At 44.2% G+C, this 10,142-nt stretch carries 9 protein-coding genes; 6 read left to right on the forward strand and 3 right to left on the reverse strand.

What is annotated here, in order from left to right; translation table 11 throughout:
* Nucleotides 1-236: 236 nt before the first annotated feature.
* Nucleotides 237-2,345 (forward strand): CoA-binding protein, encoded by a 2,109-nt coding sequence (locus HN980_04565; GenBank protein ID MBT6928749.1) that lies wholly within the window; start codon nt 237-239, stop codon nt 2,343-2,345.
* Nucleotides 2,346-2,406: 61 nt separating this feature from the next.
* On the opposite strand, the gene HN980_04570 is transcribed toward HN980_04565, so the two are convergent.
* The 3 genes from HN980_04570 to HN980_04580 form a co-directional block, all read right to left on the reverse strand.
* Complete coding sequence (locus HN980_04570; GenBank protein ID MBT6928750.1) at nt 2,407-2,601, reverse strand: Nif11-like leader peptide family natural product precursor; 195 nt, start codon at nt 2,599-2,601, stop codon at nt 2,407-2,409.
* Between the two features lie 4 nt (nt 2,602-2,605).
* On the reverse strand, nt 2,606-4,084 hold the full coding sequence (locus HN980_04575; protein MBT6928751.1) for a glycosidase: 1,479 nt from the start codon (nt 4,082-4,084) through the stop codon (nt 2,606-2,608).
* Between the two features lie 193 nt (nt 4,085-4,277).
* The gene (locus HN980_04580) at nt 4,278-5,300 is read right to left on the reverse strand and encodes an arsenic efflux protein (GenBank protein MBT6928752.1); all 1,023 of its coding nucleotides are present in this window, start codon (nt 5,298-5,300) and stop codon (nt 4,278-4,280) included.
* A gap of 139 nt (nt 5,301-5,439) precedes the next feature.
* On the opposite strand from HN980_04580, the gene HN980_04585 reads away from it, so the two are divergent.
* The 5 genes from HN980_04585 (at nt 5,440) to HN980_04605 (ending at nt 9,946) form a co-directional block, all read left to right on the forward strand.
* Entirely contained in the window at nt 5,440-6,522 is a 1,083-nt protein-coding gene (locus tag HN980_04585) for an AAA family ATPase (protein ID MBT6928753.1), read from the forward strand.
* Nucleotides 6,515-7,438, forward strand: coding sequence for a metallophosphoesterase (locus tag HN980_04590; protein MBT6928754.1), 924 nt, complete (start codon nt 6,515-6,517; stop codon nt 7,436-7,438). The genes HN980_04585 and HN980_04590 overlap by 8 nt, the downstream gene beginning before the upstream one ends.
* Nucleotides 7,439-7,440: 2 nt before the next feature.
* Nucleotides 7,441-7,734 (forward strand): hypothetical protein, encoded by a 294-nt coding sequence (locus HN980_04595; GenBank protein ID MBT6928755.1) that lies wholly within the window; start codon nt 7,441-7,443, stop codon nt 7,732-7,734.
* Complete coding sequence (locus tag HN980_04600) at nt 7,731-8,390, forward strand: DNA repair protein (GenBank protein ID MBT6928756.1); 660 nt, start codon at nt 7,731-7,733, stop codon at nt 8,388-8,390. The genes HN980_04595 and HN980_04600 overlap by 4 nt, the downstream gene beginning before the upstream one ends.
* A gap of 260 nt (nt 8,391-8,650) precedes the next feature.
* Nucleotides 8,651-9,946 carry a 3-deoxy-D-manno-octulosonic acid transferase gene (locus HN980_04605; GenBank protein MBT6928757.1) on the forward strand — a complete coding sequence of 432 codons (1,296 nt, stop codon included), beginning with the start codon at nt 8,651-8,653 and terminating at the stop codon, nt 9,944-9,946.
* Nucleotides 9,947-10,142: the final 196 nt, after the last annotated feature.

Below are 10,142 nucleotides of genomic sequence, written 5' to 3' on the forward strand. Positions count from 1 at the left end.
CTATAGGAAAAACAAAGAAAGGAAGTGCAATCAACGACAATGGCGACAGCTGTGCGTCCGCTGCGCGCGCTCTGCGCAGTGGGCGCTCTCTGTGTGCTCTGTGGCTCTGTGGTGAAAAAATCGGTAGCGCGTAACATCAGTGAATTATTTTTTTGTGTGATTACTATTTACCTGATAACAAGGATTTGTTACGTTGGTATTGAAAAGTAAGAATTTAGGAGCATAAGTAGGCGACGATGAAAGAAAAGAACTTACAAGCAATGTTTGACCCTATGAGTATCGCCGTTATCGGCGCTTCGCGACGCGAAGATACTGTAGGGTATGCCGTCCTTCACAACCTTATAAACCACGGCTTCGTCGGAAAGATATACCCCGTAAACCCCAAAGCCGAAGAACTCGAAGGTCTGAAATGCTACCCTTCGATAACAGAGATATCAGACGATGTAGAGCTCGCCGTAATAATCGTTGGCAGTAAGATCGTCCCTTCCGTCATGCAGGAATGTGCAGAAAAAGGCGTGAAGTCAGTTATAGTGATATCGGCAGGATTCAAAGAAATAGGCGAAGCTGGACGCGCTATAGAAGATGAAGTCGCTGCCATAGCAAAAAAACATAACATATCATTACTGGGGCCCAACTGCCTTGGAATAATAAATACCGACCCCGATGTCGCTATGAATGCAAGCTTCTCGCGCGTTATGCCGTCGGTAGGAACGATAGCCTTCATCTCGCAGAGCGGCGCGCTATGTACCGCCATCCTCGATTATGCCCTAGAGAAGAATATAGGGTTCTCGAAGTTTATAAGCCTAGGAAATAAGGCCGACGTCACCGAAGGCGACCTCCTGCATTACCTTAAAGATGACATCTACACCGACGTTATCCTTATGTACCTTGAAGACATCGTCGACGGCGAAGAATTCATCGCACACGCCAGAGAGATTGTCGGCAAAGAAAAACCCGTCCTTGCCATCAAAGCAGGACGTACCGCAGAAGGCGCAAAAGCCGCGAGCTCACATACTGGCTCCATGATGGGAAGTGACGAAGTATACGACGCTATATTCACACAATCAGGTGTTATGCGCGTCGATTCCGTAGCAGATATCTTTAACTTCGCAGTAGCTTTTGCAAACCAGCCACTGCCAAAATCGAACCGCGTCGCTATAATTACAAACGCCGGAGGTCCAGGCATCATGGCAACAGACGCCTGTGTCAAAGAAGGCCTTGAGATGGCAGAATTCTCCGAAGATACAACGAAAGCACTGAAAAAAGCTCTGCCGGCAACAGCAAATTTCTCAAACCCCGTAGACGTCATCGGCGATGCCAAACACGACAGATATGAAAGCGTCCTAGAACAGCTCGTCAAAGATGAAAACGTCGACGGCATCATCGTAATACTGACACCACAGGCGATGACAGATATCCACGAGATAGCTAACGTCATAGTAAAATACTCCAAAGAGACAGACAAAACAATATTGTCGTGCTTCATGGGAGGCACCGACGTAGCACGAGGTATAACAATACTGGAAAAAAATGGCGTACCACATTATACCTTCCCACACGATGTCGCACGAGCACTAGCAGCGATGTCGCAATATAACGAATCCTTACAACGGAAATACGTCGATACCAAAAGATACGACGTCGATACTAAAACCGCCAAAGAGATATTCGCGAAGGCTAAAGAAAAAGGACAGGAATTCTTGACGATAGACCAGTCGATGGATGTCTTCAAAGCATATGGACTGCCGCTATTGCCATATGGCATGGCAAAAGACGCCGACGAAGCAGCAAATATCGCCAACGAAATAGGATATCCCGTAGTACTTAAAGTCGTAGCACAGGAAATAGTACATAAAATCGACGTCGGAGGGGTAAGACTCAATATCGCCGACGAAGAAGATCTACGCAAAACATATTCCGCAATGCTCGAAGATATAGCAAAAGCATCGCCAGAGGCTGTAATCGACGGTGTATTCGTACAGGCTATGGGAAAGAAAGGTAAAGAGGTGATCCTCGGAATGAAAAGAGACGAACAGTTCGGGCCCGTCCTTATGTTCGGACTCGGAGGGATATACGTCGAAGTCATTAAAGATGTAACATTCGGATTGGCGCCACTGCAAGACGACGACGCAAAACGTATGATACATACAATAAAAACATTTCCGCTGCTCGAAGGTCTCCGCGGAGAAAAACCTAGCGACATAGAAAATATCAAAGAAGGCCTCAAAAGACTCTCACAGCTGTCGTGCGACAACGAAGAAATAAAAGAAATCGATATAAATCCTCTGCTCGTCTACGAAGAAGGCGAAGGAACAAAAGTCCTCGACGCAAGAATCATTTTATAGCGGATAGATAGAAATAGTCTAATTTTTCCTACTATACGCTATACGCTATAACTATGCCCTATTATAAGTGTTGGTCTTTTCCCATCATAAAGACTTGCTGGGCCGCTTCCTGAAGCTCATTTTCAGTGAAATCATAGCCGTTTTCTTTGGCGAAAGCTAAAACATCATCAGCAGAGCTTAAGGTGCTGGTTTTTTGTCTGAAATCTTTGTCTTCGCGCAATTTTTCTATAAAAAGTTTTGCCGAATCTTTACTCATATCTTCACTCCATGGTCATGCTGTTTATAATGTCTTTAACCGACACCGTCGCCAACGTTGAAGATGTGTCAGAGGCAGCATAAGGCAAGACGAGCTCGCCATTGTTGATGATAGACCCACACGTGTATACGACGTTGGGAACGTAGCCTTCACTCTCTTTCTCATTAGGGACGAGGAATGGCTCTGCAAGCCTTCCTATGACTTTAGAAGGGTCTTCCTTGTCAAGAAGGATAGCCCCCAAGCTGTAGGTGCGCATAGGGCCTACACCGTGAGTGATGACAAGCCACCCTTCATCAAGCTCGTGAGGGGAGCCACAGTTGCCCATCTGTATCATCTCCCAAGGATATTTAGGCTCCAGAATCTTGGTGACATCACCCCAAACATGTACGCTGTCAGAATTCATGATATATATGTTTACGCCATCAATGCGAGTAAGCATGACATATTTGCCGTCGATCTTCCGTGGAAACAAAGCAAGACCTTTATTCTGGACATTTTCACCGTGGATAGGCGTTACCTTAAAATGATAGAAATCTTTGGTCTCGATCATCTTGGGGAGTATCGAGAAGCCGTTATACGCCGTATACGTGCCATAATAGGTTACTTCACCGTCGTCGTCGACGAATTTCACGAAACGGACGTCTTCGATGCCTTGGCTTTCAGAATACGATATCGGATATATCACGCGCTCCGAAGGTGACGTCTTCTTAGAGAATGACATCTCATAATGCGATTCCGCTACCCATTTTATCGTCTGCATGACCTTTTTGTCATGGTCTGATAGCTTCTTAGCAGAAGCACTGTCGTCGGAGGACTTCTCAAGAGCGTCGAGAAGTTCGCCATAGATGAACTTGTCGTTGAGCCTTTTCTTTACAGGGTCGGAGATTTTCTTGGGGATCTTCATCTCTTTGAGCTTACAGAAAAACGCTTCTTTCTCATAAACGTGCCTTTTAACAACTTCTGGAGACTCCACGAACTTTTGTTTCTTGGGAAGAGTCTTGAGCTCGTTTTTGGCGTCGAGGACTCCGCTAACGAAAGCTATAGAAGATATATGCCCCTCGCCAACAGCGCGGAAACTTAAAATTACACGATGCTCTCCATCATTAAGGTCTTCCTGGTGGGGGTCTTCGACAATAGAAGGATTGAAATATGCCGCAGATTCTATAGAATATTCCATAGTGAAATACGCGCCAATAAGAAGGCTCTGCTCGTAAGATATTTCCTTAGGTAAGATTCCAAGGTCGTGCTCATTAGTAAGACGGATGAAATGCTGTATCAAGATCTTGTCCATATCACGGTGCTTATGGGAAAAAGTCTTGATGACACGACCATAATTCTCAAGGACCTCTTCTTCAGACATCGACATAATTTTGTCGATAAGGATTTTTATCCTGTCAAATTCTCCCATATTAAAATAACGGGGGATGACACGCTTCGCGTCAGGAAGAAAAACATTGGACTTTCTTTTTACTTTTATTGGCATAATAGGTGATGTCTCCGTGATATCGTTGATCATTGAAAATTTTTATATACTATCGATAATACAGATTATAACTTTTTTTGATATGAGAAAATCTTCTAATAGCGAACAGCTTTTTCAGTGACCAGTGACCAGTGACCAGTGATCAGTGCAATAATTGATAATTGATAATTGATAATTGATAACTGATAACTGTTTATAACCCGCACGACAGCGCTATAGCACCAACGACAAGGCCTATGACGAAGTTTATGCCCTTGACGACCAAAAACATCTTACGAGAATGCGCAAGCATAGGAAGCATTCCATGGCCGTCCTGGACGATGGAGCTTGCCAGCAAGATGCTGAACGGTATCGAACCCCTGGCATATAAAGTAACAAAGATAAGATGAGGGCCAGACTCAGGGATTATCCCAATAATACAAGCAGCAAGAAGAAGAAGCCAAGGAGCGCTGAGGAAAGAGCTGTCGAAGTCGATATAGTCGTTGATATAATACATCAATAACAAAGACCCCAACGTCCAGAAAAAGATCCTAGGAACGTGTTTAACAGTGACATGCTGCCACAGGTGCTCTTCAAGGAAGTGGTCTGATACCGTCGCTATGATGAAAAACGCTATAATAAAAGCGCTGAGGACCGACGCCATGAAGTAACCCCAGCTTTCAGGCTCGAGCTTTCCAAAAAGTAACGCAGCGGCAAGGAAGACAATAAAAAAAAGTAGGAGCCCGCGCTTCATAGAACAAGACCGTAGCTGTGACAGAATCTTACCCCTAGGGAATAACGTCTTTTTGTCGTCGCTGCTGTGTATCGTAAGAGGACCGTGAGGCTTCATAGGAACGCCTTTGTTTTTCTTGAGAATGTAGTCGGCGAAAACCCCACCACCAATACTCACGACAAACAAAATAATAGAAAGATAAAGAGTCTTTAAAGGGATGAGCGCCAGCATAACAAACGTTTCGTCACCACTAGTAGCTATCATCGCAGTGACAACAGCACCGATGCTGATAATACGGTGTGAATACATGGTGACTATGGCGAAAGCACCCAAACAGCCAGGGATAAGCCCAAGAAACGCCGCTATGCAATACTGCTTCCAACGATGCTTGTTAAGCCACGAATTCCAGCGGCCCCTAGTGAAAACATTGATGTACTCGATGATAAGCATCATAATGAAAACAAAACACGTTATCTCCAAGGTCTCTTTGATAATGCTTATCATATAACAGCTAACTCATATTGATATTTAAGATAATCTAGACTACCATAAGAAGTGCTTTTTGGACAAGAAAGGTAAGATATTACGTGCTACGGCGTAAAGGCCTGAAAGTAAACAAAATAAAGGCAGGCGGAGGCTCCCGATGATACAAAGTATTACTTTAAAAAATTATATGTCGCATAAGGAGACGTCATTAGACCTCGCCAAAGGTCTTACCGTCCTTGTCGGACCCAACAATTGCGGAAAATCTGCCGTAGTCTCGGCGATACAATCCCTATGCTACAACAGCAGTGGATCGTATATGGTGCGTCATGGTGAGAAAGAAGCCAGCGTCACCGTCGACACCTCCGAAGGCGATACCATAACATGGCGGCGTAAAGGCGCTGCAGTAAGCTACAACATCAACGAAAAACGCTTCGATCGCTGCCGCGGCGACGTCCCTGCAGGCCTCCACGATATCTTAAGGCTTCCACAGGTGTCTTCGGAAAAAAGAGACTTCGATATACACTTCGGCAAGCAAAAAACACCACTGTTCCTTATCGATGAGCCAGGAAGTAAGGCGGCGAGCTTCTTCGCGAGCTCTTCCGACGCTTATAAACTTCTAGAGATGCAAAATAACCACCGCGACAACGTCCGTGATGCACGCCGCGACGAACGCCGCCTGTATTCTGATGTAGAAGCTCTAAATACTACCATCGCACTGCTAGAGCCAATAGACCCTATCGATGACGATATAGAAAGCATAGAAAAAGAATATGACACCATCACCACCGAAGAACGCGCTATAGCGATGCTGAAAGACGAGATAACATCACTAGAAGAATCGTATGGCATAGCAGCATATCGTAAAGATATTGACAACACACTAGAATACCTCAAAACTATGCCAGCCTTCGAAGATGAAGAAGGAACACAGGCTTTGATCGAAGAGATGTCCCTTATAAATAACAAAACGCTCTATAACGACGCGCTAAAAGCTATCCTCGCAACAACAAAACCTCCTCAGCAACTACAGGACAGCAATACCGTCGAAGACGAGATATCAGCACTGATGACAGTAAAAGAAAGCCTTCGCCATTGCCGCGCTATAGCAGAAGATTGTGATGCTAAGATCGGAGAATCGAAAGAATCAATACAGCAGTGGGTAAAAGATAACCCGCAATGCCCAACGTGCGGCGCAGAAACCGACATCACAACGGTGATACACGGAGGGTGCCATGGCTAAAAAACAATACTCAGGACTGTTCTTCATCGGCGATCAGCACCTCGCAAGCAGAGTGCCAGGATTCAGAAAAGACCACTACCCAACGACAGCATTATCAAAACTGCGATGGTGCCTGGAATACGCCAATAAAAATGACCTCGTGCCAATACTCCTAGGAGACCTGTTCCATTGGCCACGAGATAACGCCAACTGGCTAGTAGGCGATATCATCGCTATGATTAAAAACCCCGTCCTCGCAATAGCAGGGAATCACGACTGCTACGAAAATGACCTCGGCGATGATGACTCCCTTATGCTCCTAGTAAAAGCAGGGAAAATACAGATCCTTACAGAAAAATCCCCATGGCATGGCGTCGTCAACGAAAAAAACGTCGTAATAGGAGGAGCCTCTTTTAAAGAAAGCCTCCCAACAAAATATGACGCCGAAGGAAGCCTCGTCTTCTGGGTAGCACACCACGAGATAAGAGTGCCAGGATACCTCGATGGCGGAAATATCACCCCTTACGATATCCCAGGCGTCGATGCCGTAATAAACGGACATATCCATCGCCAGCTTAAACCCTTCGAAAAAGGGACGACAGCATGGCTTACACCAGGAAGTATAGTAAGGATACGACGCGATGACGCCAATAAAGCAAAAAAACCTGCAGCACTAAGGATCGATGTCACAGAAAAAGGTTGGGAAACGTCTACAATAGAAATCCCACATAAACCCTACGAAGAAGTCTTCTACGAACAAGTCGTAGAAGAAAATCCGGAAAATGATGAGTCGCTCTTCGTAAAAGGCCTCGCAGAACTAGAAGCCCGAAGGACAGAGACAGGAGAGGGGATACGCGACTTCGTAGAAGATAACATCAAAGGATGCTCCAAAGATGTCGCACGAGAGATACACAAACTATTAGAAGAGGTATTATAACCATGATAGTCGCAGAGAAAACACAAGATATCAAAACGCTGACAAAACGTTACGAGAAATTCCGCGAAGCGAAGATCCGTGCAGAAGAGCAAGGTAAAGCAGCGACACATAGATCAGAAGAGCTTAAAACGTATGCCGACGAGAAATATGGCACTCACGACATCGAAGAACTTAAAAAGATATTGAAAGAAAGATCCGACGCCAACGAAAAACATAAGAACGACTACCAAAAACACCTCGACGATATCGAGAAAAAACTGCAAGACATAGAAATAAGCTACAAGGAAGAACGATGATAACATCGCCACAACGCCTCCGCACACGGATAGATATGCTTAAAGCATACCGTACGAAAGACACTGAAACGCGCGACAAAGCACAACGCAACCTCGAAGGCATAAAAAAATATCTTGAAATATCAGAAGATGTTACAGCTACGCTAGAAACTCTCAGCGATAAACTCTTCGAGACGACAGTGAAAATCTTGGAAGATAAACTTACAATAGCATTGCAAGAAATACTAGAACAGCCGATAACATTGAAAACAGAACGCTCACTGAAACGTAACATCCCAAGCTTGGAGTTCTTCGTCGAACGTGAAGGCAGACGCGAAGATATCATGAAAGGACAAGGAGGTTCCGTAGCGAATATCCTTTCAGTAGGACTTCGTATGCTCGCCCTTACAACACTAGACCCAAAAAAACATAGACGCTTCCTCGTCCTAGACGAACAAGATTGCTGGTTGCAGCCAGAACTGGTGCCGCGCCTAGTGAAAATAGTACAACAGGCAGGGAAAGAACTGGGATTTCAGGTCGTGATGATAAGCCACCACGATGTCTCGGCTTTCGAACAACACGCCGACAGAATATATACCATGACACCATCGCCAGAAGGTGTTATAATTAAACAAAATGATGAGTTTCACTACAAAGAAATAGCTGAAAAGGAGTAGGAAAAAATAAGGACTTTTTACCACAGAGGACACAGAGGACACAGAGAAAAAGGTTGCCGGGCTAGGGGTTTCACCCCTAGAACCCCGAGGATGTTCTTTTGTCTTTTGGAGGATTGGGGGTCTGGGGGAGAATTCCCCAGCCAGATTGTTTTTTTCTCCGTGTTCTTTGTGTTCTCTGTGGTAGAAAGTTCTATTCTGAGATTCTTCAGCGCTATAAGTTACTTTCTGTGTCTTTGTGGTAAAATTATATAAGGATGAATATGAGAATAACAAAGATAATAACAAATATAGTATATAGCACAGGGCTGTGTGTCCTCCTGATAACAACATTGCCGAAATATATATATCGTATCTTCGTACATAAAAAATATCGAAAAAGCCTGAAAAAACGCCTGGGAATACAGTTCCCTAAAATAGAAAAACAAGGACGTAAACTCATATGGATACACGCCGTATCAGTAGGAGAAACAAGAGCAGTAGTTCCGCTAGTGAAAAAACTCATGGAGCAAGATGATAAGCCGATAATAATACTGTCATGCACAACAGAGACAGGATACGCCGAAGGCGAAAGGTCGCTGCCAGACGTCGACTACCACGTATACCTTCCCTTCGACGTAGGCTTTATAATACGACCAATAGTACGACGATGCAAGCCCGACACCGTAATAATGGTAGAAACAGATTTCTGGTATAACTTCCTCGACGAAGCAAAGAAAAATGGCGCCACAATAGCAATAGCTAACGGTAAAATCTCAAAGAAATCACAACATAGACACCAGGCATGCGGGTTCCTTAGCAAAGAATTCTTCGACGTCTTCGATATCTTCTGCATACAAAGCGAAACATACCGACGACGCTTCAAAAAACTAAATATACCACAGAAAAAACTCATCGTAACAGGGAACCTTAAACTCGAAAGTACATATAAAAAACTTTCCACAAAAGAACTCGCGTCATGGCGAGAAAAACTCCATATCACAGAAAATAGACCAGTAGTAGTTATAGGGTCAACACACGACCCAGAAGAGAAAATCCTCCTCAACGCAATAAAAACACTGCGACAGTCAATACCTAACGTATACACAATAATAGTGCCACGACACCCAGAAAGATTCGACGACGTCACGGAAATCCTAAAAGATAACAAAGAAAACTTCGTAAGATATACCAATAAAAAGGATATCACAGGAAATGAAGACGTCATCCTCGTAGATGCTATGGGACTCCTAAGGAAATGCTACCAGCTAGCAGACGTCGCCATCGTAGGAGGAAGCTTCACAGAAGACGTCGGAGGACATAATATCCTAGAACCCTCATGGTACGGCATACCAGTAATATGCGGGCCATTCATGTTCTCACAGCCAGACTTCCTGGCAATAATGAAAGAATATAACGCAGGAATACAGACGACAGAAGAAGATATCGCCACGACATTAAAAGAACTGCTCCTCAACGAAGATAAAAGGAAGTCCCTAGGCGACGCAGGACGACGACTGTGGCAAGAACAAAGCGGCGCAGTAGCAAAGACATTGCAAGCACTTTTCAATGAACAATGATCAATGAACAATAAACAATGAACAAGGTAAAAAACTTACTTTTATTGATAACTGATAACTGATAACTGATAATTGAAAAGGCTCCGTGGTAGTATATTCCGGATTTTTATATTATCTTTATGCCTATCACTTACCTTGCGCAACACCCACAATATAGAGAGCTTTATCTTTTTCTCTCTCTAACAAGAATTTTCGC

The sequence above is a fragment of the Waddliaceae bacterium genome (assembly GCA_018694295.1).
Taxonomy (GTDB): domain Bacteria; phylum Chlamydiota; class Chlamydiia; order Chlamydiales; family JABHNK01; genus JABHNK01.

Coding starts and splice junctions, on each gene's coding strand:
- HN980_04565 (MBT6928749.1), top strand. CDS start 237: ATGAAAGAAAAGAACTTACAAGCAATGTTTGACCCTATGAGTATCGCC.
- HN980_04570 (MBT6928750.1), bottom strand. CDS start 2,601: ATGAGTAAAGATTCGGCAAAACTTTTTATAGAAAAATTGCGCGAAGAC.
- HN980_04575 (MBT6928751.1), bottom strand. CDS start 4,084: ATGCCAATAAAAGTAAAAAGAAAGTCCAATGTTTTTCTTCCTGACGCG.
- HN980_04580 (MBT6928752.1), bottom strand. CDS start 5,300: ATGATAAGCATTATCAAAGAGACCTTGGAGATAACGTGTTTTGTTTTC.
- HN980_04585 (MBT6928753.1), top strand. CDS start 5,440: ATGATACAAAGTATTACTTTAAAAAATTATATGTCGCATAAGGAGACG.
- HN980_04590 (MBT6928754.1), top strand. CDS start 6,515: ATGGCTAAAAAACAATACTCAGGACTGTTCTTCATCGGCGATCAGCAC.
- HN980_04595 (MBT6928755.1), top strand. CDS start 7,441: ATGATAGTCGCAGAGAAAACACAAGATATCAAAACGCTGACAAAACGT.
- HN980_04600 (MBT6928756.1), top strand. CDS start 7,731: ATGATAACATCGCCACAACGCCTCCGCACACGGATAGATATGCTTAAA.
- HN980_04605 (MBT6928757.1), top strand. CDS start 8,651: ATGAGAATAACAAAGATAATAACAAATATAGTATATAGCACAGGGCTG.